Annotated in this window: 21 protein-coding genes; 12 read left to right on the plus strand and 9 right to left on the minus strand. The window is 45.7% G+C overall.

Annotated features, from left to right (window positions below; translation table 11 throughout):
* Positions 1-41 precede the first annotated feature (41 nt).
* From L4D79_RS01525 to L4D79_RS01540, 4 genes are read right to left on the minus strand one after another with little or no spacing between them, the layout of a single operon-like run.
* On the minus strand, positions 42-2,078 hold the full coding sequence (locus L4D79_RS01525) for an acetoacetate--CoA ligase (RefSeq protein WP_428646421.1): 2,037 nt from the start codon (positions 2,076-2,078) through the stop codon (positions 42-44).
* A gap of 26 nt (positions 2,079-2,104) precedes the next feature.
* The gene (gene maiA / locus L4D79_RS01530; RefSeq protein ID WP_428646424.1) at positions 2,105-2,761 is read right to left on the minus strand and encodes a maleylacetoacetate isomerase; all 657 of its coding nucleotides are present in this window, start codon (positions 2,759-2,761) and stop codon (positions 2,105-2,107) included.
* Positions 2,762-2,782: 21 nt separating this feature from the next.
* Entirely contained in the window at positions 2,783-3,811 is a 1,029-nt protein-coding gene (locus L4D79_RS01535; RefSeq protein ID WP_428646426.1) for a fumarylacetoacetate hydrolase family protein, read from the minus strand.
* Positions 3,812-3,840: 29 nt separating this feature from the next.
* Positions 3,841-4,977 (minus strand): homogentisate 1,2-dioxygenase, encoded by a 1,137-nt coding sequence (locus tag L4D79_RS01540; protein ID WP_428646429.1) that lies wholly within the window; start codon positions 4,975-4,977, stop codon positions 3,841-3,843.
* Between the two features lie 390 nt (positions 4,978-5,367).
* Here L4D79_RS01540 and phhA point away from each other — a divergent pair, with 390 nt between their 5' ends.
* The 5 genes from phhA to L4D79_RS01565 all read left to right on the plus strand — a co-directional run bounded on the left by phhA (position 5,368) and on the right by L4D79_RS01565 (position 10,264).
* Positions 5,368-6,183, plus strand: a complete 816-nt coding sequence (gene phhA, locus L4D79_RS01545) for a phenylalanine 4-monooxygenase (RefSeq protein WP_428646431.1) — start codon at positions 5,368-5,370, stop codon at positions 6,181-6,183.
* A gap of 9 nt (positions 6,184-6,192) precedes the next feature.
* A complete protein-coding gene (locus L4D79_RS01550) occupies positions 6,193-6,537 on the plus strand; it encodes a 4a-hydroxytetrahydrobiopterin dehydratase (protein WP_428646434.1) in 345 nt (114 codons plus the stop codon).
* A 166-nt stretch (positions 6,538-6,703) separates the two neighbouring features.
* The gene (locus L4D79_RS01555; protein WP_428646436.1) at positions 6,704-8,038 is read left to right on the plus strand and encodes a PqiA/YebS family transporter subunit; all 1,335 of its coding nucleotides are present in this window, start codon (positions 6,704-6,706) and stop codon (positions 8,036-8,038) included.
* Positions 8,031-9,677: an intermembrane transport protein PqiB gene (gene pqiB / locus L4D79_RS01560; protein WP_428646439.1), complete on the plus strand. Its 1,647-nt coding sequence runs from the start codon at positions 8,031-8,033 to the stop codon at positions 9,675-9,677. The genes L4D79_RS01555 and pqiB overlap by 8 nt, the downstream gene beginning before the upstream one ends.
* Entirely contained in the window at positions 9,677-10,264 is a 588-nt protein-coding gene (locus L4D79_RS01565) for a PqiC family protein (protein WP_428646442.1), read from the plus strand. The genes pqiB and L4D79_RS01565 overlap by 1 nt, the downstream gene beginning before the upstream one ends.
* Before the next feature lie 100 nt (positions 10,265-10,364).
* Here L4D79_RS01565 and L4D79_RS01570 read toward each other — a convergent pair whose 3' ends face one another.
* Positions 10,365-10,580, minus strand: a complete 216-nt coding sequence (locus L4D79_RS01570) for an acetyltransferase (RefSeq protein WP_255043264.1) — start codon at positions 10,578-10,580, stop codon at positions 10,365-10,367.
* Between the two features lie 131 nt (positions 10,581-10,711).
* Between L4D79_RS01570 and L4D79_RS01575 the strand changes: the two genes are divergently transcribed.
* Positions 10,712-11,629 carry an ROK family protein gene (locus L4D79_RS01575; RefSeq protein WP_428646445.1) on the plus strand — a complete coding sequence of 306 codons (918 nt, stop codon included), beginning with the start codon at positions 10,712-10,714 and terminating at the stop codon, positions 11,627-11,629.
* 79 nt (positions 11,630-11,708) lie between these two features.
* Complete coding sequence (locus L4D79_RS01580) at positions 11,709-12,143, plus strand: GNAT family N-acetyltransferase (protein ID WP_428651674.1); 435 nt, start codon at positions 11,709-11,711, stop codon at positions 12,141-12,143.
* A gap of 139 nt (positions 12,144-12,282) precedes the next feature.
* Here L4D79_RS01580 and L4D79_RS01585 read toward each other — a convergent pair whose 3' ends face one another.
* Positions 12,283-13,335, minus strand: coding sequence for a porin (locus tag L4D79_RS01585; RefSeq protein ID WP_428646447.1), 1,053 nt, complete (start codon positions 13,333-13,335; stop codon positions 12,283-12,285).
* A 3-nt stretch (positions 13,336-13,338) separates the two neighbouring features.
* Complete coding sequence (locus L4D79_RS01590; protein WP_428646449.1) at positions 13,339-13,818, minus strand: hypothetical protein; 480 nt, start codon at positions 13,816-13,818, stop codon at positions 13,339-13,341.
* Between the two features lie 435 nt (positions 13,819-14,253).
* On the opposite strand from L4D79_RS01590, the gene L4D79_RS01595 reads away from it, so the two are divergent.
* A complete protein-coding gene (locus L4D79_RS01595) occupies positions 14,254-16,668 on the plus strand; it encodes a hybrid sensor histidine kinase/response regulator (RefSeq protein ID WP_428646452.1) in 2,415 nt (804 codons plus the stop codon).
* 639 nt (positions 16,669-17,307) lie between these two features.
* Here L4D79_RS01595 and L4D79_RS01600 read toward each other — a convergent pair.
* Positions 17,308-18,468, minus strand: coding sequence for an MFS transporter (locus L4D79_RS01600; protein WP_428646455.1), 1,161 nt, complete (start codon positions 18,466-18,468; stop codon positions 17,308-17,310).
* A gap of 62 nt (positions 18,469-18,530) precedes the next feature.
* On the opposite strand from L4D79_RS01600, the gene L4D79_RS01605 reads away from it, so the two are divergent.
* The gene (locus tag L4D79_RS01605) at positions 18,531-18,695 is read left to right on the plus strand and encodes a hypothetical protein (protein WP_428646458.1); all 165 of its coding nucleotides are present in this window, start codon (positions 18,531-18,533) and stop codon (positions 18,693-18,695) included.
* A gap of 461 nt (positions 18,696-19,156) precedes the next feature.
* Here L4D79_RS01605 and L4D79_RS01610 read toward each other — a convergent pair whose 3' ends face one another.
* Positions 19,157-19,951 carry a DNA ligase gene (locus tag L4D79_RS01610; RefSeq protein ID WP_428646460.1) on the minus strand — a complete coding sequence of 265 codons (795 nt, stop codon included), beginning with the start codon at positions 19,949-19,951 and terminating at the stop codon, positions 19,157-19,159.
* Positions 19,952-20,406: 455 nt separating this feature from the next.
* Here L4D79_RS01610 and L4D79_RS01615 point away from each other — a divergent pair, with 455 nt between their 5' ends.
* The 3 genes from L4D79_RS01615 (at position 20,407) to L4D79_RS01625 (ending at position 22,661) form a co-directional block, all read left to right on the plus strand.
* Positions 20,407-21,405, plus strand: a complete 999-nt coding sequence (locus L4D79_RS01615) for a PTS sugar transporter subunit IIC (RefSeq protein ID WP_428646462.1) — start codon at positions 20,407-20,409, stop codon at positions 21,403-21,405.
* Positions 21,406-21,625: 220 nt separating this feature from the next.
* Positions 21,626-22,288 (plus strand): chromosome segregation ATPase, encoded by a 663-nt coding sequence (locus L4D79_RS01620; RefSeq protein ID WP_428646464.1) that lies wholly within the window; start codon positions 21,626-21,628, stop codon positions 22,286-22,288.
* Between the two features lie 49 nt (positions 22,289-22,337).
* A complete protein-coding gene (locus L4D79_RS01625) occupies positions 22,338-22,661 on the plus strand; it encodes a cupin domain-containing protein (protein ID WP_428646467.1) in 324 nt (107 codons plus the stop codon).
* The last annotated feature ends 98 nt before the right edge of the window (positions 22,662-22,759 follow it).

Consider the following 22,759-nt stretch of genomic DNA (forward strand, 5'->3'; position numbering starts at 1 on the left):
GGTTACCTATTTTTTGAATAGGTAGCCTCTAACGCGACATACTATAGCTTCAGCTCCTTCCTATCTCTAAACTCTTCCAGCGATTCAGGGTTCGCCAACGCCCCAATATTTTTAACAGGCTGATCATGGACGATATTGCGAACAGCCAGTTCTACTAGTTTGCCTGATTTCGTGCGGGGTACGTCTTTTACTGCCAGGATCACCTCGGGGACGTGGCGGGGGGAGCAATGTTCGTGGATCTTCTGCTTGATGTTGGTTTTTAATTCGTCTGTGAGTCGTTCCCCTTTGGCTAATTGAACAAACAAGACCACACGGACATCAGCTCCTTTGTTTTGGCCTATTACCAATGAGTCTTTGATTTCATCTAGGCGGTTTACTTGGCGGTATATTTCAGCGGTTCCAATTCTCACGCCGCCGGGGTTAAGCACGGCATCGGAGCGGCCATAGAACACCATACCGCCAGTGTTCGATAAGCTAACATAGTCGCCGTGGTGCCAAATCCCAGGGAAGGTATTCCAATAGGCGTTATGGTATTTGCTATCGTTTGGATCGTTCCAGAAGCCAATCGGCTGGTTGGGAAAGCTATTGAGACAAACGAGCTCCCCGTGTTGCTGGAGAACGGCTTGGCCTTGTTCATTAAATACTTGAACATCCATGCCTAACGCGAGCCCTTGGCATTCACCTCGGTAGATGGGGCTAATCGGGTTACCTAGGGCAAAGCAGCCACAAATATCGGTGCCGCCAGAGATGCTGGCAAGTTGGATATCACTATGGATGGCGTCATAGACATAATCAAATTGTTCTGGTGCAAGCACAGAGCCGGTAGAACACAGTGTACGCAGAGATGACAGGTTAGCCTTGTCTTTGGGGCGGTAGCCTTGTTTTTCTAAAGCCTCGAGGTATTTGGCTGAGGTGCCGAATAACGTCACTTTTTCTTGCTCGGTCAGTTGCCATAAAACATTACCGTCGGGGTAGAAAGGGGAGCCGTCATACAGAATTAAGGTCGCGCCAGAGGCGAGCCCTGACACCAGCCAGTTCCACATCATCCAACCGCAAGTCGTGAAGTAGAAAATCTTGTCACCGGTGCGAATATCCGTTTGTAGTTGGTGCTCTTTAAGGTGATTGAGTAAAGTACCGCCTACGCTGTGAACAATGCATTTAGGCTTACCGGTTGTGCCTGATGAATACAGGATATAAAGCGGATGGTTGAATGGGACAGGTGTAAAACCGAGCTCACAGGGTACTGTGCTATCGAGTATATCGCTCCAGTAGTGGTGGTTTATGGTATCAGGAATAGCGACCGACTCCTGTGGTATCCGTTCAGGTGTTGCGGGGATTTCAACTAAATGCGCGAGTTCTGGAATATTGCGACTGACAGCTGCGACTTTGTCGCGGTATGAAAGAGCTTTTCCGTTGTACTGGTAGCCCTCTGCAAAAAACATCACTTTAGGCTGGGTCTGTCCAAAGCGTTCGATAACACTGTCGGCACCGAAATCCGGTGAGGTCGATGTCCAAATCGCTCCTAACGAAGCGGTTGCCAGCATAGCCACGACCGTTTGGGGGATATTCGGTAAATAACCCGCAACAACATCCCCTTTTTTGATCCCGATCTGATGGAGAAAGCTCGCGACCTGAGAGGTTTGTCTATACAGCTGCTGCCAACTAATGTGTTGACGTTGCTGAGGATCGCCTTCGCAATGGAATATGATGGCATCCGCCGCGGCGTGAGTACGCCAGTTACGGAGTAGGTTTTCGGCATAGTTGAGCTTTGCGTGCGGGAACCACTGGGTATCTTTCGCTGGCGTAGTGCTGTCAGGCGGGCAAAATGTAACAGGGGGCTTTTTGGCTCCTTCGACTTGGCAGAAGTCCCACACCATACTCCAGAACTCCTCACTATGGTTGACACTCCAATGATGTAGCTGATTGTAGTCATGGTACAGGGTGTTCTTTTTTTCACTCAGCTCAACCATTAGTTGATACAGCTTACTGTCGTGAATCCGATCTTTCTCCGGCATCCACAGCAACTGGGGTTGATTCTCTGCGGGATAACCAATGTTAGAAGAGTTCGGGTTTGTCATCATTTTCTCCTTGATTGAGTATTTCTTTATTGGTTATCCGGGTGGGCTTTTTGAAAGGCGGTTAGGGCTAAACAGCGTTGCTCGATGTCAAGCAGCCTTGGGTAGGGACTGGTTTCAAAGCCAAATCGTTTAGCGTTGTACAGTTGCGGTATCAAACAGAGGTCGGCGAGGGATGGGGTATCTGTACAGGTGAACGGGGTGCGATACCGATTAGATAGGTTTTCCAGGCTTTGGAAACCTTGCTTGAGCCAATGGTGATACCAAATCATTTTCTCGTTTTGGTTGACCCCAAAATCACTATTTAAATAGTTGAGTACCCTTAGATTGTTCAGGGGGTGAATATCGCAAGCAACGATGAGGGCAATTTCTCGACACTGTGCCTTATGCCAAGGATTACTCGGCAGTAACGCGGGCTCTGGATAGGTCTCATCAAGGTATTCAATAATTGCCAAAGACTGGCCTAAGACCGCGGTATCATCTTCTGAAGGAGTACCTGCTGTTTGTGTATGATCACGCGAAAAACCAGGCACGAGTTGGTTGGGGTTTAGCGAAGAGTAGGCGGTACTGTTTTGCTCTCTGTCTAGCAGTGAAATAGCCACCTGCTCGTAGTCCAGTCCTTTTATATTCAGCGCAATTCGCACCCGGTACGACGCCGATGAGCGATAATAATCATACAGTTTCACGGTGTATTTTCCTTCTAATTATTATGGGTGATGCGGGTTATGGTGATTTAAATCCTCATCGTGGTATTGATGCGCATACTGGACCACCGTTTGTTCAATGGCCCCGAAAATGGAACGACCGTTACCATCGAACATTTCAATCTTGACCGTATCGCCAAATTTCATGAAAGGGGTTTCTGGGTGACCGTATTCCAAGGTTTCCAGCATCCGCCGCTCTGCTAAACAGCAAGACCCGCTGCTGCGGTCAATATTGGAGACGGTTCCTGAACCGATGATGGTACCCGCGCAAATGGCTCGGCTCTTTGCCACATGTTGGACAAGCTCGGCAAAATTAAACGTCATGTCTGTGCCGGCATGGGGCTGTCCGAATAACTCTCCATTGAGGTGGACTGTGAGGCGGTGATGGAGCTTGTAATCATGCCAACTGTCGCCCAGTTCGTCAGGCGTGACCGCAACAGGCGAGAATGCGGAAGAGGGTTTAGATTGGAAAAAACCGAAGCCTTTGGCCAGTTCACTTGGGATAAGATTACGAAGCGAAACATCATTGACCAGCATCAGAAGTTTGATGTGGCCATGGACCTCTTCGGTACGGGTCCCCATATCAATATCGTCGGTGATGATGGCTATTTCACCTTCAAAGTCGATCCCCCATTGCTCATCAGCGACGCGAATATTGTCAGTAGGGGCTAAGAAACCATCCGACATACCCTGATACATCAAGGGATCGGTCCAGAAGCTATCGGGCATTTCTGCTCCTCTGCCCTTGCGTACTAACTCGACGTGGTTAACGTATGCACTGCCATCCGCCCATTGATAGGCACGTGGTAATGGGGAGCTGCATAATGTTGGGTTAAACGGAAAACTATGCTGGGCAACGTTATCATTGAGGTTGCGGTATAAATGCTGCAGGTCCGCTTCTACTTCTTGCCAGTTATCAAGGGCAAACTGCAATGTCGGGGCGATATCGTGGGCATGAACGGCTGTTTGTAGGTCACGGGAAACTACAATGAGTTGGCCGTCTCGACCATGGTTAAGTGATGCAAGTTTCACGATCGTCTCCTTTTTCTCTGTCTAGTTGGCTATTCAGCGGTATGACCCTGCCAAGAAAAAACATAGTCTTTGTTTTCTGCCCCCTCGGGTAAGGGAGCGACTTCAAGTGGCCAGCGGGCATCAATCATGACTGCAACCTCATCGGTTTCTTTTTTCGGTGAGGTCATGCTGGCAGCAAGTGCTTTCGGATGGGGGCCGTGGGAGAAACCGCAAGGGTGATGGGTGATCATGCCGGCTTCAATATTGTCCCGACTAAAGAAATTACCCCGGTGGTAGAACAGCACCTCGTCGTAATCATCGTTGTTATGATAGAAAGGTACCTTCAGAGCATTTGGATCACTTTCAATTGGCCGTGGCACGAAAGTGCAAATCACAAAGCCATCGGCAACAAAGGTGGTATGTGCCGAAGGGGGAAGGTGGTAACGGTGGCTCATCAACGGCCGGATATCTCGCCAGTTGAGCTTGAATGCGGTTAGGTTACCTTTCCACCCTTGGGCATCAAGCGGGTTGTAAGGGTAGGTAATGGTATTGAGCTGGTTGCGGGCTTTGAGTTGAACCTGCCATTGCTGATCATCACTTTGTTGTTGGAGGAAGGTATCGTTGATTCTGGCATATTCCAATACCGCCGGATCATAAACCGCATGCTGGCCGACTATGCCGCGCTCGGCCATTTGATAGCCGCTATTTGATGCCTCAATAAGCAGCATAGTAACGGGCTCATTCGGCTCAATACGCCAACTTGTTGCCCTCGGCAGTACAATATAGTCACCATCCCGGAAGGTCATATGGCCGTAATCGCAAAACAGGTCGCCGCTTCCATGATGGATGAATAAGACTTCATCACCGTCACCATTGCGGGCGAGGACATCCATGGCGCGTTCACAATGCCAAACCCGCAGTTTGAGGTTATTGTTGAATAGAATCAGCGATGCATCCCAAGGTGATAAACCGTCAGAGGGAATATGGTTGGTGTCTATTGCCCTAGGGCGGAGTGGGCCGTCCCAGTCTATCCAACCCGTTGGCGGGTGGCGATGATACATGTGGCTTGCTGGGCCAAAAAATCCTTCCCTACCGCACTCGCGCTCGAACGTACCTTTAGGTATGTCACAGTGAGCCTGCCGTGAAGCCTCTCCCTCGGTGATAGGAAATTGAAACCATTGCCGCATTGCATATCCCTCTCTATCACAGTCATTCCAAACTGACCTGTTAATAAAATGTTAGCTCAAGGACTTAACTCTGGCGCACTCATAGTTACAAGGCAACTTCGCGGCAGAACAGAATAATGCGTAGGGTGTCTTTTATGTTGTACATAAATTTCGGGCTAAGCTGTTTGTTTATTGAGCGTTTTTAACCGCAAAAGGCGTTGGAACTGATAGGGGGATGCTTTTTGGTTGGGATTCCTGGCTGTAAAAAAAATGTTACATCTGAAGGTGTTTTCATTGCTGAGAACTACTATCAGTGTCTTTGTGAATCGACCTAATCTAAAGGAAACGAACATAAAACAAGCGGATTGATAATTTGCCAGGGCGAGGCAGAACCAAAGATGAAGGTCACTTATGGGTAGCGGAACAAAATATGTCTCTAAAAAGCCAGATGAAAAGGGTGTGGTTAACTGGGATTGCTCAGAGAACCTCGTTTGGCACGATCTTGTACAACGGCAATTAGCCTGTATCGAGGGGCGAGCATGCCAAGCATATATTGATGGGTTGGATTTGTTAGCTTTACCTCAGGATCGTCCCCCTCAGCTATCGGATATCAATGATGTATTGCAGCCAGCCACGGGGTGGCAATGTGTTCCGGTACCAGCACTGATCAATTTTGACCGTTTCTTCGCGCTGTTAGCCAATAAACAGTTCCCTGTTGCTACGTTTTTGCGGCGTAGGGAAGAGTTTGACTATCTGCAAGAACCGGACTTCTTCCACGAGATCTTTGGGCATTGCGCGATGCTGACTAATCCGGCTTTCGCTGCTTTTACTCATACTTACGGAAATTTGGGGGCCAAGGCAAATTCAGCCCAAAGAGTGTACTTAGCAAGGCTATACTGGTTTACAGTTGAATTTGGATTATTGCAGCAACAAGATGGTTTGCGGATATATGGTGGTGGGATCTTATCATCGCCGGGTGAGACGCAATACGCGTTGACAGGGAAAAGCGCACCAGGGGCAACTCCTCTCTATAAGCCGTTTGATCCGGTTGATATCATGCGTACGCCTTATCGTATCGATATTATGCAGCCGCTTTACTTTATTCTTGAAGACATTAATCAGCTCTATGAATTGGCGCACCAAGATATTATGTCAATGGTGGCCCAAGCACAGAAATTGGGGTTACATGCGCCTTTGTTCGATACAAAAATCAAGGAAGTGGGGTAAGGGGAACTGATGACAGAATTACATCAACAAAAGTGCGAAGCGTGTTCTGCCGGCGCACCAAAAGTCACCGAGAATGAAAAAATCGCCCTACTGGCAACGTTGCCTGAATGGCAGGCGATCGAAGAGGCTGGCGTCGAGCAGTTGGAGCGCCAATTTACCTTCAAGAATTTTAAATTAGCTTGGGCGTTTACCGACAAGGTAGCCGAATTGGCCGAGGAGGAATTCCATCACCCGGAAATTACCTTGGAGTGGGGCAAGGTGAAAGTTCGCTGGTGGAGTCACTCAGCCAAAGGGCTTCATAAAAATGATTTTATCTGCGCAGCAAAGACAGATCAGCTTTTGAGCGCCGATTAGTCAAGGGCGAGTAAACCCTCTTATTTAAGAGAAGCACCCGAATAAACCGGGTGCTTTTTCTGTTATGTGCTAATAACTTAAATATGTTCAAAGAACTTAAATAGAGTAATATACCGCTCACTTAAAGAACAGCCTTGCCAAATGAGAAGGGCAGATTGAGGTACAAATGGGTGAACCACAACAACGACAAGCACTAGTCGGCTGTGAAGAGTGTGGATTAGTGGTGGCGTTGCCAGAGCTCAAAGACGATGAGAAGTCGGTTTGTCCAAGGTGTCACCACACATTGGTTAAACGTGTTGCCCAGCCATTTCAGAGACCCCTGTCTTATGGTTTGGCTAGCCTCGTCATGTTGATAGCCAGCATAAGCTTCCCGTTTATGTCTTTCAGTGTGCAAGGGATCAGTCAGGAAATCACGTTGATGCACTCTGCCGAAATGCTCAGTGTTTTCCAAAATAGCCTGCTAGCGTTATTGCTGTTACTCACGGTATTGGTTTTACCGGCTTTGTATTTACTCTCGCTGCTTTATTTATATTTCCGAGCGGGTCAACGATTAAAGCGATCGGATAAAAAGCCAATAGCAATGTGGGAAAAGCGATTATGTCGATTAATGATACGCATTGAGCCATGGTTGATGGTCGATGTATTTTTAATTGGGGTGTTGGTTAGCCTGATTAAAATTGCTTCGTTGGCCGATATTGGTCTGGGAATGTCCTTCTGGGCGTTTTGTTTGTACACCATGCTGGTCGTGAAATGTGTGTCGATGGCTGACCGTACTTGGCTATGGTTGCAATTTTTGCCACTGAAACCACAGGGTGGCGTGAAGGCTGGAGACTGTCACAACAGCTTTAACCATATCAGTTGTCATGTCTGCTCGCAGTTAAATCCGTTGACAGAAGAGAAACACGCACGCTGTATTCGCTGTCACGGCAGCCTTCATCCGTACGATCCACAGCGGATGCTACAACGCTCATGGGCATTACTTATTGCGTCGGCAATCTTTTTTATTCCAGCCAATCTTTACCCCATGATGTATACGGTCAGTTTGGGCAAGGCGGAAGGTTCGACCATACTTGGAGGGGTCGTGCTATTGTGGCAATTGAAATCATACCCCATTGCAGCGGTGATTTTTATTGCGAGTGTCGTGATCCCGCTGGCGAAAATTATTGCATTGACTTGGCTGTATATTATGGCTGGAAAGGGGGGGAGCTCAGATGAAAAGAAAGCCGTACAAAAGTTGAAGGTGTATCGAATTACAGAATTGATTGGCCGTTGGTCGATGATTGATATTTTTGTGGTGGCGATTTTGGTGGCCTTGGTTCAGCTTCAGAATTTAATGGCCATCTACCCTGGCCCAGCGGCATTATCTTTTGCCTGTGTTGTTCTGTTAACCATGATATCGGCAATGACTTTTGACCCACGTGTATTTTGGCCCAAGGATTCGGCGTTTGTCTCACCCGCAGGCTATGTGAACAAGAATAAAGAGAATAATAGTTATGAGTGAATCCTTACCTCCACAGGCTAAGAAAGAAGCCATAAAGCAGATATCGTCTATATGGTTGGTACCTGTAATCGCTGTTGGGATTGGTATTTGGATGTTGTTCCAATTTATTACCAGCCAAGGTCCTGAGATTGTGCTGAAAATCGACACCGCCGAAGGGATAGAAGTCGGTAAAACTGAAATCAAAGCGTTGAATGTCAAAGTCGGTGTAGTAACAGGCGTGACATTGAATGAGGACTACAGTGCCATTGAGGTGACCGCCCAAATGGACAAGGACGCGGCCCGTATGCTCAAGGATGATACCTTATTCTGGGTCGTAAAACCGCGTATCGGTAAGTCAGGGGTGTCGGGGTTAGATACCTTACTCTCGGGCGCTTATATCCAGCTGCAACCAGGTAAAAGTGGAAAAGAGCAACGTACTTTTGATGTGTTGGATATTCCGCCAGTGGCTCCACCAGATGCGAAAGGGCTCCGTCTGGTACTGACCCATAACGAAGCGGGAAAACTGGGCGTTGGTGATCCGGTACTTTATGAAGGCTTTACTGTTGGACGGGTTGAAAATGTCACCTTTGATACGGAAACGAAGAAAGCCCATTACCAGTTATTCATCTTTGAACCGTATGATAGCCTGATCCGGAAAAGTACCCGGTTTTGGTTGACCTCGGGCGTTGATCTTCAGATGTCAGCGGAAGGGTTCAACTTGAAAATTGGCTCAATCGAGTCGTTAATCACCGGCGGTGTGAGTTTCCGCGTACCCAAAGGGCGTGAGCCCGGTGAGCTTATCACGAAAGATAAATCCAAGTTCCGTTTGTATAACAACATTAAGCAAGTGCGCGAGCGTTTTTTCGAAGATTACCTCGAATACGTGATGTTGTTTGATGAATCTGTCCGAGGCCTAAAGCCAGGAGCGCCGGTTGAATATCGCGGTATTCAAATTGGTACCGTTCGCAAAGTCCCACTTGATATCATGGCGAGTGAGAAGAACTTCTCAAACCGTGAAATACCGGTATTGGTTCGTATCGAACTCGACAGGGTGATCGCCCATGTGAAATACGATAATTTGGATATGCTCAGAGCGAGTCTAGAAGACGAATTCAAATATGGGCTGCGAGGGTCATTGAAAACCGCAAACTTGTTAACTGGGGCGCTATTGGTCGACGTCGGCGTGTTTGCGGAAGAGAAAACCTATAAATATCAGAGTTATGGTGAGTATGATGTTTTCCCTACCAAGGCTGGTGGTTTCGCTCAAATTCAAAAAGAAATTTCTTCGATGCTGAAGAAGATCAATAATTTGCCAGTCGAAGATACCTTGTTGACTCTTAACAAGACACTGGAAACGTCGCAGAAGACGTTGTTGGCAGCTGAAAAGGTCGCGACAGAGCTCAATAGCCTGCTTGCACAGAAAGAGACCAAAGCAATTCCTGGAGAAATTCGAGAAAGCTTACAGCAGATCCAAGATACCCTCGATGGTTATGGCACAGATGGTGCGACTTATCAGAACTTGGATCAGGCATTGATACAATTTGAGCAAGTAATGAGCGAGTTGCAGCCAGTATTACGGCAGATAAATGAGAAGCCAAATTCACTTATATTTAGTGGTGAAAAAGCCGCCGATCCAATCCCAGTAGGAGGACGTCAATAATGTACAAGGGAATTTTTATGGCGTTAGTCGTGCTGGCGGGGGCTGGGTGTAGTTCAACGGAGCCGGTGACGAAAACGTATCTGCTCCCTGATCAGAACAGCGAGCTAACCATGGTGTTTGCCAATAAGCACCAGCCGGTGGTGATTGTTCGACCTGTTGAGGTCGCAGAGCACTTAGCAGGAACAGGGCTTGTTTATCAAACCAGTGAAACGGAAGTGGTGCAGGCGCAGCAGAACTTATGGGCAGAGAGCCTTTCTCGCCAGCTAACCCGTATCGTCACCGAAGATTTACGGCAGAAGCAATCGAGATATTGGTTTGATGAGTTAACGCCAGCGATTAGCAGTAATAGTTTGCCCAAGCTTCAGGTGAAGTTTACCCAGTTCAATGGCCATTACTCTGGATTGGCAAGGCTGAGCGGACAATGGTTGTTAATTGATAAACAAGGTGAAGCCTTGGCGAGACAGCCATTTTCTATCCAGGTACCTTTGGAGCAAGATGGTTATGATGCACAAGTGAAAGCGCTTGCTGAAGGGGTAGCTCGCTTAACCAACCAGATCAGTCAAAGTATTAACGGGTTAACTTTATAAGGTTGTCTCATTTACGTTAGATTTTTTAATTAGCGGTATGTAAAAAAGAGCCCTCATCATGAGGGCTCTTTTGTTGTGATAGTGCCGTCCTAAGTAAGGTTTAACGCTGACCATGCCGATAGTAGCCGTTGATCCAGCATTCGGGTAATTCTTCACCGGAAGGGAAGGCCAAGCTCTGTTTATCGATAGCGACAGGGTCGGCCAAGTCTTCACCAGACTGATACTGCACTTTGACATGCGAGGAGAATGGGTTGACCAAAGAAGACATGTCGATGACGTCAACTAAATCACCAGTGCGTGACTCTTTTAGAAACATCACAAATCTCCAAAATATATTGAATTAATGACGATAAATAACCATCAGTAGCCATTATGTTTTGGTATAAGTATGGCTGATTTTACGCGCTTTGCAGAGCATGTTTGAAAAGCAGACAGAGTAGGAGAGCTATGAGTAAGTATTATTGGGGTGTTGACCTTGGCGGCACGAAAATTGAGTGCGCTGTGATGCAATATGACGATGACCATTGTGTACTACGCAAACGCCTTCCTACTGAAGGTGGTAAAGGGTACCAGCATGTTTTGGGGCAGATAAAAAAACTGATTGATCTTTGCATACAAGACGTTGATGAGTGCCCGGCAATGGTTGGTTTCGGTACGCCGGGTACGTTAGACCCAGCAACCGGCACGATGAAAAATTGCAACTCGACCCATCTTAACGATCAAGCATTAGATAAAGATCTGGAATCTTTACTTGGTATACCGGTTCGCTTAGCCAATGATGCCAACTGCTTTGCTCTCGCCGAAGCAAGGCTTGGTGCTGTTCAGGACATCAAACCCGATGCTGAAGTCGTATTCGGTATCATCATGGGCACAGGGGTCGGAAGCGGTATTGTCGTCAACGGTAAGGTGCTCAATGGCTGCCATGGTATTGCTGGCGAGTGGGGGCATAATGTGCTTGAAGCCAATGGTGCCTCTTGCTATTGCGGCAAGCAGGGATGTGTCGAAACCGTGTTGTCAGGAAAAGGCTTGGAGCGCTATTATCGAGAACAAAGTGATAGCAGCGATGCGTGTTCATTGAGCTTACCTGAAATTGTGGCATTGGCTGAGCAGGGCGATGACGTTGCTCTAGCCACAATAAACAGGTTACATAAGCAATTTGGCGTTGCGGTCGCTTCGATTATCAATGTGCTGGATCCTGATGTGATAGTGGTAGGCGGAGGCGTCGGTAATATTGAGTCTCTCTATAGCGAAGGAAGAAAAGCGATTTTGCCACATCTGTTTAACCCTGAATTGAATACAGTTTTGGCCAAGCCAGCATTGGGCGATAGCGCTGGGGTATTCGGCGCTGCGATGCTCGTTAAATAGAATTACGTCAATGAGAGTGGTATATTCACCGGTCGCGGCTGCACTTTGTATGAAAATAGCAACCTCTGAAGAGAATAAGATGATTGTAGAAAGTGTGTTTCCCAAAGATTACTCAGAGCTATTGAGTGTTTGGGAGAGTTCAGTCCGAGCGACTCATGACTTCATTTCTGAAGCTGATATTGAGTTCTTTAAGCCTATTATCATTGAGCAGGCCTTTCCGGCTGTCATGCTTAAATGTGTGAAAGATGCACAAGGTATGATCTTAGGGTTTGTTGGTGTGCATGATGGAAAAGTCGAGATGCTTTTCATCCATGATGATGCCAGAGGGCAAGGGATAGGTAAGATCTTGCTGCAACATGCGATAGATGAGCTTAATGCTGTATTTGTCGATGTTAATGAGCAGAATCCGCAAGCAGTGGGATTTTACCAGCATATGGGGTTTCAGGTTGAGTCTCGTTCGCCACTTGATGGCATGGGCAAGCCTTTTCCGATATTGCATATGAAACTAATCTAGAACTATATGGACAGATGAGTCACTCGATAAATGTGCCTATGCGGGTTTATACCCGGATTATAGAGAGAAGAAGCGTCTCAGGCTAAGAACCGGAGACGCTTCCGTCATTTTGGAGCCATGAATTACGGCGCGATGGGATTTAGAAGATGAAGTTGATCATCAGGGTGTAAAGCCGGACATCCTTGTCTTCCTGATAGTAGTATGGAGCAGTGACAAACTGTCCATCATTACGAGCTTCATAATCTTCGCGGTCCATATAGATACCCTGCCACTCGGCATTAAGTGAAATTTTATGGGTTAGGTCATAACGCACCCCTGCAGTCACGCTGTTTGACTTACGGCGATGGTGGCTTTCTCCGTACACCAAGTAAGGTGTGAATTTATTGATGTTGTAAGCAGCACTAACATACCAATTGGTCTGCAAATCATCAGTCTGAATCTCAGACATAAATAACCAATCATCCATTGAATATTCACCACCAAGGGTATAAATATTCAATGTGTCTTTGCCAGATGAAAGGCTAGGGCTAACCGAGTATTTTGAGTTCATATAACCAAAATGAAACCGGTAGTTAAAACCACTCACTTCGGCAGATAAACCCGCCATATGATCTGTTTCGAAATTGAATTGGCGACCATTGAATTTGATCTTATTGTCGTTGCCGAAACCATAGTAGGGAGTTAATGTGACAACTGCTTCATCATTGACTTCCCAGAGCCAAGAGGCACTGATCCCTTCATATGAGGTGAAGCCAAGAATACTGTCATATACTTCCTGCGGAGGACGGGCCCAAGGGTAGGCTTGACCGATATAGTAGTATTCTGAAATCAGGAATAGAGGTATACGCAGTTTTCCTCCACGGAAGGAGAATTGGTTTATTTCATAGTTAAGATAGGCCCACTCAAGTTCGACATCAGACCAATGGTCTTGAGGCCGTTTGACGACCTGAACGGAGGCATTTAAATCATCGATAATAGAAAGATCAGCTTGGAGTCCGAAAGTCGTGTCACAGTCATAGCAAGTATCATCGGTGATTTCACGGTGGACAAAAAGAGGCGTGCTGTTATCTGATTTAGTGATGGACGTTGAGCCAAAGCCACTGACTGAGAAATTATCCGTTATTTGTATTGCAGCCACACTGGTTAAGGGGGATACAAGCAGAGCGCATGCGAGCAATGATTTATGAGTCATATCTTACTCTCCTTGTAAGATGGTGATGAGAATATTGGCATTTTCGGGTACCGCGCTGACAGGAGCGTAGGCAATGCCATTTGGGTTAGCATTGAGCCACTCGATGATCCCTTTTATATCATCGCTATTGAGCTCTTCTGGCGGTGTACCTTTGCCAGAAAATGACAAGCTGGCCCAGTAGCCATTCATTTGCGTAATCGATTTACCCAGTAGCATATTGTAAAATTCTTCCCGGTGTATAGACTTTTCCGGTAAATCCACTAATACAATCTTGATACTACCGTTGAGTTTTTTGGTTTTCCCCTTATACAACATCCTGGCCTTACTCTTAGTCAACGCAGGGATGTCATTATTTAATGAAAAAACGGCAAACTCGATATCTTTAATATTGTCTTCGCCATACGCCGGCAATGTTATTATTGGCATAAATGTCAATAATAATGTGAAAGACAATAAACTTTTTAAAGTCAATCCTTTGATCATTGATTTAGTTCCATCATTAGTGTCCATTCCTGCTATAAATGTTAGTAGACATTGACGTTAGTACAAATAGACAAAACTCGATTTTTTGATCAAGGTGAGGTTATGGGGCTGCTTAATCGGTTTTCGATAAAATTTAGGTTGATTTCTCTTGTTGTTCTGCCACTTACATTTTCTGGTATATTTGCAGCGATAGAGATTTCAAGCTTATTCGACAAGGTTGCTTCGTTAAATATATTAACGGCACGAATGGAATTGTTGAAAGTGAATTCACAGTTTTCAAATTCAATCCATGAATTAAAACTAAGTAAGCTCTCTGGTAATGAAAATAATGAAACAGTGACTCGCGCTGTTGAACGAATATCACAATATTCAGCGTTAATTCCACGGGCATTTCCAAATATCGATTCTACTGAGCAATTATCTTTCAGTGTAGAAATGAAGGATTTGATCGCCGAGTATGAATTTGTTGAGCCGATAGATGTTAATGATTGGTCTGATTGGGGCTTTGATATCCTGATACAGAACTTGGTGTCCTTAGAAAGGGCTCCACTGAATGTGGCTGACACCAATATTGAACAAAAACTTTCAGTTTTGTACCAGCTCCAGTGGTTACAATTGTGGGCGCAGCAGGAAAATTGGTATTTCCGTGTCATTGCCAGCCAGCCGGAGCAAGCCGGTGAATACAAGGAGCAACTTGATACGATAATCGAAAGACAGCAACTGATCATCGAACGGTATTTATCCGTCAATGCAACGCCATCACAGATTGAACTGTTACGAAAAACGTTTGCAAACCCCGTCTTTGCCACAAGCTACCAATTACGCACAAGTATCTTTTCAAATTCTTTTACTGGGTTTACCCAAAGCGATTCGTTTTCGGCATTGGATGAACGGTATACCTTAACTCAGTTTGTGGTCACTGAGATCAGCCGAGAGTTAGCTCAAGATATACAGGGCAGTATCGGTCACTCGAAGACATTGATCTGGCTCTATACCTGTGTGATTTCACTTTCTGTAATCATGATTATTTGGCTTGGGGCAAACTTAATACGACGTATAGGTTCATACCTAAACCGAATCCTTAAAGCAATGTCATTATTGGAAACCAGCACGAATGATCATTCTGCTGCCAAAGTTAAGATTGACGGTAATGATGAATTTACGGTCTTCAGTCATCAGCTAAATGGCATGATTGAGGAGCGGATTGAAAATCATAACAAGCTGATTAGTGCCAAAGATGAAGCTGAAAAAGCCAATTTGGCTAAGAGTTCTTTCTTAGCGAATATGTCGCATGAAATCCGTACACCACTTAACGGCATTATTGGTATGTCCGGTATTTTATCAGATACCGATTTGTCGCCATCCCAAGTGGAGTACGTACAGACCATTGAAACGTCATCTCAGACCTTGTTATTGCTTATCAATGACATTTTGGATTTATCTAAAATAGAGTCGGGTAACTTGGTTTTGGCTGCGAGTGAAAGTCGGGTGGATGAGGTTGCATACGATACCATGACAGTCGTACTTGCTAAAGCGGCAACCAGCAAGCTTCATCTCGATGTGAAAATCGACCCAGATTTGCCATCGATGGTTATTTTGGACGAGCACCGTTTGCGACAAGTGCTGATGAACTTGGCGTCGAATGCCGTGAAGTTTACCCAAGAAGGCGGCGTGACCCTTGAGATAGATTGTGTTCAGCATCAAGATGGCCGTGCCAAACTTAATTTCTCAATGATAGATACAGGTATCGGTATTGAGAAAGATAAACAAGCGCAGGTGTTTGCACCCTTTATACAGGAAGATAGCTCAATTACCCGTCAATTCGGAGGTACAGGGTTAGGCTTAGCTATCTGTCGCCAGCTAGTTGAACTCATGGGGGGACAATTAGCCCTTGAATCCGAAAAAGGGGTTGGTAGCCGTTTCTACTTCAGTTTGGATGTGGAGATATGCAAAAAACATGATAGTTCACTCGATGCCTTGAAAGAGCGGAGGGTGTTAGTGCTTGGGGCTAATCAGATTGCGAAATACCGAGTTGAGGGGGAGTGTAATGCGCTGGGGATGCAAGTCCAATCCGCAGACGTTGCTGAGCTATCAACCAAGCACAAAAACGATTTTGACGTCATTTTTTATTGTCAGCAGAGTATTAAACAAACCTCGTATGATCTTGGCCTGATTAACTCATTAATGCCAAGCTTGAATATAATTCTTTGTATAGACCATCGTGATGAGCAACATGATTTCGGTCATCTGATCTCAGGTATTTTGACCCTGCCTTTCTTTGGTAAACGATTGGTCAATACGCTAAACAAAGCCCTGAAAGCGAAAAAAGTCGCTACTTCAGTTGAGCAAGTAGAAGTCATATCTGACCAAACGGTTATAAATAGAATAGCAGCAAGTGCCGCATCTTCTCGCTGCGCTACTAAGCCTGTTCAGGCATCGCAAGATGAGCAATTCGCCTCTGATCAGCCAATGGTCCTTATTGTCGAGGATAACGCTGTTAACCAAAAAGTCGCGAGTTTGTTTTTGAAAAAAGCGGGCTATCAGTTTGAGATTGCCAACAACGGTCAAGAAGCCGTGGATAAGGTGAAGGCTGGCAATACCTATTATGCCGTTTTGATGGATTGCATGATGCCTGTAATGGACGGCTTTACTGCGACACAAGCTATCCGTGAGCTGGAAAAAACAACAGGGCAGCCAAGCCTGCACATTATCGCCCTCACAGCCAGTGTTCTCGACGACGATATTTCGAAGTGTTATGAAGTTGGTATGAATGATTATGTCGCCAAACCTTTTAAAAAAGACAGTTTGTTAGAGAAACTGGCCAGTTTTAAGCAGACTGAGGGAGCCTAAGATCATACGGTGTAGATGAGAATGGCGTAATTATCCCATTGGCTTGTAAGAGATCTCTTACAAACTGGTGGGATTTTTATATTTATGCGCGTCAGTTATTTTTGCTGCTAACTATTGAATACTTTTAAATCAACCGTTTATAGGTGTTTTGTTGTATAGCGCTGAAGCGGATATAAAAAGTGTGATCGTTAACGGTTGTTTAGAATTTCAGTTCACGTAATCTTAACTGCGTCGGAAGGAACTGACGGAACGGAACAGGAAAGCGGCCAAGGACGTTGGCACCCTCAGGATGAGGGCGGTGGATCAGGATGATTTATCGAACAGGGACTGTGAAGGGAACATCGAACGGAAGCGATACAGTAAGTAGGATACTTACTCGTCAGGACGACATAAACGGACCACTTCAGGATGAAGTTAGGGACACCTCCAGGATGGAGAAGAGAGTCGAGACAGGAAGAATCGGCAGGTCAAGGCGAGACCAAGAGGACATGTCCAGGACGGATACAAAAGGGAAACGCTGAAGGATACAGCTTTATCATGGAATGATGCAGGGAGCACCATAGTAGCCGGATTGCTGCATGTAAGACCATAGGGCGCGACGAAAGTCGCGCCCGCTCTTTTTCTATCTTATCTAAAATGCTATTGAGCCAATGCTGTTGGCTTGGTACGCAAACTCACCATCAACATGTAAATGGCTGTTGCGAGTAACACCGCAAAGAAAAAGCCAGTCAGTCCCGTTTCGGTATGCATCAAGTAATTGGCCGCAACAGGGCCAAAAGCCGACCCTACACTGTAACTAAACAGCATAATCTGCGTGGCTGATACAATCGAAGCCGACTCCAATCCATCACAAGCGAGCGTAATAGCAATTGGGTAGAGCGCAAATGCCGACATACCCAGCAAAGCCAAAGCCACCACTTGAACCCCGTAGCTGTTATCGAGGTGAAGTAAGCCCATAGCGAACACACCTAATATGCTCATCAAAGCCAATAACAGTGTCTTGGGTATACGGCAGGACAACTTACTAAGCACAGGTTGAATACTCATACCACCTAATACCGTAGCTGCCATCAAACTACCTACTTGTTCCAGGTTACTGGTTGCAGATTTTAGTGCAAGTGGCAATAAACCATAGATAGAGCCCATGACAATGCCTGATACAAGACAGCCAATTAATGCTGGTTTGCTGAGTGCCAGGATTTGCTGCATGCCTAAACTCACATGCTCTTCTTGAGCCGGATTTGCTTGCTTGGCAGTCATTGCCGGAATCATTGCGACTATCAGTAGAGTGACTGTCGCAATAAAAGGCAAGGCACCCGTTGCGCCAATGAAGCCAATACCAAACTGACCTACTGTGGTACCGCCATATAATGATGTCATATAAAGACCGAGGTTCTTTGCTCGCTCTTCTTTGCTATCGCCAATCAGCAGCCATGATTCGATCACGACAAAGATCCCGGCAACCGCAAAACCAGCTACGAACCGACTTGCCATCCATAGGGTGAGCGTTGAGGTCAGCCCCATGAAAGTCACAGAAGAAGCAAGGATCCCAACGAATCCCATAAATGCTATTCGGTGTCCTACTTTTTTAATCACGGGTTCAATGAGCATGGCACCAGCAAGCAAGCCGAAATAATATACGCTTGCTAACCAACCTGCTGCGACATTCGGTATTTGGTGGCTAGCTAAAGTTAGAGGCAGCACACTCATGAAATACCCTGAGGCAACGGCAAAAATAGTCAGACCTAATATTGGAACCCAAACTGGATTCTTAACAGGCGTTGTAGCGTGCTCAATCACTACAGTGATCTCCAAAAGCAAGGTTAATCATACCGTTTCAAAAAGAGGTAAACGGCAGAAAGATGAAAGACCCAAGCGACAGTGAGTCGTTTGGGGTCACTTGGGTATATAACTACTTGGGCAATGATGTCGGCATAGGAAAAGCCGCAAGAATTGTCTCTGAGCGGGAATATGGCGAGAAAAGCCTGCTGAGTAAAATGACTAATTCTAATGCGAAAAGACAGTAGAATTCATCTGGATAATGTGGGTGATTTTTTGTTTTGATGGTTAATGTTAAGTGAACTGCAATATAATTAATTATTTATTTTCAAGGTGCTGAATTTAAATGTTATTTATGTTTAGTCTTCTAACTTTTCTTGAGTAAATTAAGCAAGTAAACCATTAGAGTGCTAACTAATCGGGGGAGGTGCCTTCATTAAGTTTTCTGATGTGTAAAAAATAATATTTTAATTATCTTCATGGTTTAGTTTGGTGCAAATGCTCACTGTGCTGGGGCAGTGATAACATCCCACTATACATAAGCTATTGAATTTACGTTATTCAAACGTTGGCAAGGATTGTGCATTATCTACTATGCAATCTGAAACTTTGACAATGAGGATGATTGCCGCAGATGGTACATAACATCTTTTTACGTACTACTCTCAGTAGCGGGGGAGTAGTACTTTTTTTGTGGTCTTCTGTGCCTTCATGAGTCTGGGCTATTGCGCACTCGAAGATAGCGTGCAAAGCGAGGAACTCCACTATCAGTGAATCCATTAAACCGGTAATGAATGATTGAACCCAGAGGAGGTGGCGAATGCCTGTCGTGATCGCTAAAGCCGGTTCCAATCTTAAATTTCTTATTTTCAGGCGTAACGACCCAAACCGCTCCCATTTGCCCATGATATTTACCTTTGCCAGGTTCATATCCGACGACGACAGCTTCGCTATCTTGGTAGGGTTTTATTTTTATGAGGTGGTTATTACGTCCCGGCTGGTACAGGTTGTCTTTACGGTGCAGCATAACGCCTTCGCCATTTTGGTTTTCAATCGTATCTTGAAGGTGTTCTAGCTCTGAAACATGGTTGATCTGGTGTTGCGGAAGCAATTGTATGTATGGCTGGTTAATGGATTGGATCTGTATTTCAAGGGCTTTCAGTCTAGCTTCAAAAGGGGCTTTCATAGAAGGAGAATCAAAAACCATAAAAATAACTTTTCGCCACTCTTTCTCGTTAGGCTGCTGGTCGCGAACAATACTGCTCACTAACTGAAATTGCTGGCGGCCAGTCCAGAGCTCACCTTCCAACCAAGTGTCATTGGGCAAGGTATCAATAAACCATTGTGGGGCCATGATCGGGTTACCTTGGCGGGTGACAAGTGATTTGCCTGTCCAAACGGCTCTGATTCCATCAAGCTTCTCACTGGCAAAGTAGTGATGCAGTTGATCTTTGAACTCATCATTAACCGCTATGGTGTCTATATTAATGCTCCTAGCGTGCATAAGGTCTTGGCTTATTGAGCTTGAAGCAACCGCTGGGTTAAACGGGCTCATTGCAAATAGGATGATTGATGATAAAGAACTCAGTTGTGTATATGGCGGAAATAGAGGGGGATTCATCGCCTATGGCCTCAATTAGTGCAAAACAATAACTGAAACAATAAGGATGGATGCAACACTGACCAAAATATCATTGTTGATAGCCGGTTTGATATACGACACGCGAAGCACTTCTTTGCATTATTTAATTAAAGACGCCAGATTTTTTGTGAAGTACAACCCAGCTTGAGTAAGTTGGACACTATTTCGGTCTTATTGTCATATTTTGTTGCATCCTGACAAGGTAGGGATAGAATTGCACGTTTGTGCTTTTGAAACCAAATTACGATTTAACCATGCCAAATATCCAGCCTGCGACTTTCTCTTCTCAGTGCCATGCTTTTTTTCAACGAAAAGGAGTGACACTTTCATCACGAACCTATTTCATCCATGCGATGAGCTTTATGGCATTGGGTTTGTTCTCCTCACTTCTCATCGGCTCGATACTGAATACAGTGGGGATCAAATTTACCATCCCATTGTTTACCGATACCCTTTGGCCATTGGCAAAGCAAATGACTGGGCCTGCAATCGCAGTTGCTGTGGCCTTTGCCCTAAAAGCGCCACCGCTGGTGATGTTTTCTGTAACAACTGTTGGCGCGGCTGGTGCGATGCTCGGTGGCCCGGTAGGGGCATTTGTCTCGGCGCTGATCGCCACTGAACTTGGTAAGCTGGTCGCTAATGAAACGAAGGTCGATATACTGGTTACGCCAGCTGTTACGATGGTGAGTGGCGTCATAGTTGGAACCTTGATTGGGCCCTATATCGGACAGTTCATGACGTCGCTTGGTGATCTCATTATGTCAGCAACGCTTCTACAGCCATTTTTGATGGGAGCCGTTGTTGCTGTTCTGATGGGGATGGCATTAACTCTCCCGATCAGCAGTGCTGCTATCGCCATTATGTTAAGTTTAAACGGCCTTGCTGCTGGAGCGGCGACGGTAGGGTGTTGTGCTCAAATGGTTGGCTTTGCGGTCATGAGTTTCCGTGAAAACCGTTGGGCTGGAGTGATGGCGCAGGGGTTAGGAACGTCGATGCTGCAAATGCCTAATATAATTAAGAATTATAGAATTTGGATTCCAACGATTTTGACCTCAGCTATTCTCGGGCCAATCGCAACGACTATCTTCGAGTTAGAAAATACGCCTCTAGGCGCTGGCATGGGAACATCTGGCTTTGTTGGCCAAATACAGAGTTTCATTGCCCTTGAAGGGGCTGGGTGGGACAGCATGACGATGTACAGCGTCATACTACTCATGCACCTTGTACTGCCAGCGATGCTGACACTGGCATTTTCTGAGTTGTTTAGGAAGGCGGGCTGGATCAAACCCGGTGATCTGAAGTTGAATTTGCAATAGAACCGTTATGCCGAGTTCATTTGGATATGCCCAAGTAACTTGGGTATATGTCTGAATTTATGAAAATTTGATTTAAGTCTGACATTGGTTTTCTCTATACTGGTAGTTTATCTATTGGTACAAAGGGATCAGACTCCCTTCGTCTACGGGTTGATGGCGTACAAGGCTGTATTGCTGCTCAGTAAAGGGAATATTTACCGAACTTTATGGATATTGTGATATGGCATCTTGGAAATTATCATTAGTCGCAGGTTTGGTGGTTGGAGGTTTGTTGACCACTGCTGTTTTGCACCGCTCACCTAGCCCGAGCCCAGAAGAGTTCGCGGAACTTCAATTAAAAAACCAGCAATTGACGACTGAAAAAACAGCCGTTGAATTGCAGTTCGAAGAGTTCCAAACACAAAGTGCTCTTGAGATAGAGCAGGTTCGCACCGAGTTGAAAGCATCTCAACAAGCGATTGAAGATCAGAAAACACAATTTGATAAACAAATCGCGGCGCTGACAACTGAACAGAAAACGCTAGTGGTGAAGAAGAAAAAGCTAGACACTCAGGTGGTTAAACTCACCAGTACAGCGGAACAGCAAAAAGCGGTGTTGGATAACTCCAAGGCTTTGTATCAGCAGCAGCTAGAGCTGCAGAAACAGGTCACATCGGCCAAGGCCGACGTCAAGAAAGCACAACAGGTAGCAGCTGAGTTTAAACAGGCCTGTGATGAGTTCAAATCTGGAACCAGTTGGAACTGGGTATCGCAAGCTGATTGTGATAAATACGATGCTAGACTAAAAGTCGTTGAAGGTGAGCAAGCCCAGCTTGCCGCACTTGAGCAAGAACTGGACTTGCTGAATCAACGTATTGAAATCGAAATCCCAAGACCGAATTAATTTATTGAAAAGAGGCGAGCTAAGGCTCGCCTCTTTTTTTGGAGTGTGTATGGATAATCTTTTTGCTGCGATTCCGTCATCGTTACCTGAGGAGCTGTTTGAAGATATTCTCACAACAGATGCTGTGAGGGTTGAGCGTATCGTCTCTCGTGGCCATGTGACACCAGAAGGGGATTGGTACGATCAAGATGAAGGTGAATGGGTCATGGTGATGAAAGGGCGCGCTAAAATATTGTTTGAAGAGGGGGGGCGTGAGGTCTGCATGGAGGCCGGTGATCACCTTAATATCCCTGCCCATCAACGTCACCGCGTGTCATGGACCGATCCGGATCAGGATACGATTTGGCTAGCGGTGTTTTACCCAGGTAATTGATAGTACAAAACGGCATTGTCATCTTGGTTTTTAATATTGGTTTTGTATCGCCGTAAGACAGAGAACTGTAATGGTAGAAGGTTGTTGCGGTATAAGTT

It is taken from the genome of Photobacterium satsumensis (assembly GCF_050336935.1).
Classification (GTDB): domain Bacteria; phylum Pseudomonadota; class Gammaproteobacteria; order Enterobacterales; family Vibrionaceae; genus Photobacterium; species Photobacterium satsumensis.